Raw genomic sequence first — 445 nt, 5'->3', positions numbered from 1 at the left:
CCATCGGGGTATGGTCCCGGCGCTCCCGATGGCTGGGCTGGATTCAACTTTTCGCCGGACCCGTAGCCGACCCCGGACGGTCGGCGGCCGCGGTCGCCCTGGTACTGGCGGTCATGATCGTGCCGATCATCACATCGGTGGGCCGGGACATCTTCGCCCAGGCGCCACGCCTGCAACGCGAGGCCGCCCTGGCCCTGGGCGCCACCAAATGGGAGACGATCCGCCTGGCCGTCCTGCCCTTCGGGCGGGCCGGCCTGATCTCCGCGTCCATGCTGGGCCTGGGCCGCGCCCTGGGTGAGACCATGGCCGTACTGATGATCCTCTCGCCCGGACTGACATACTCGGTACGCCTGCTCAGGGCCTCCGCCAACCAGACCATCGCAGCGAACATCGCCGCCCAGTTCCCCGAGGCCGACTCCATGGGTGTGGCCACCCTGGTCGCCAC

1 protein-coding gene is annotated in these 445 nt (G+C 69.9%); it reads left to right on the top strand.

Features of this window, described 5'->3' with window-relative positions:
- Positions 1–445: PstC family ABC transporter permease (locus CRD60_RS08520; RefSeq protein ID WP_113860806.1), on the top strand; the 445-nt coding region annotated here is incomplete at both ends.

This window comes from Bifidobacterium aemilianum (assembly GCF_003315635.1).
GTDB lineage: Bacteria > Actinomycetota > Actinomycetes > Actinomycetales > Bifidobacteriaceae > Bifidobacterium > Bifidobacterium aemilianum.
This window is presented reverse-complemented; position numbering and strand designations above follow the sequence as displayed.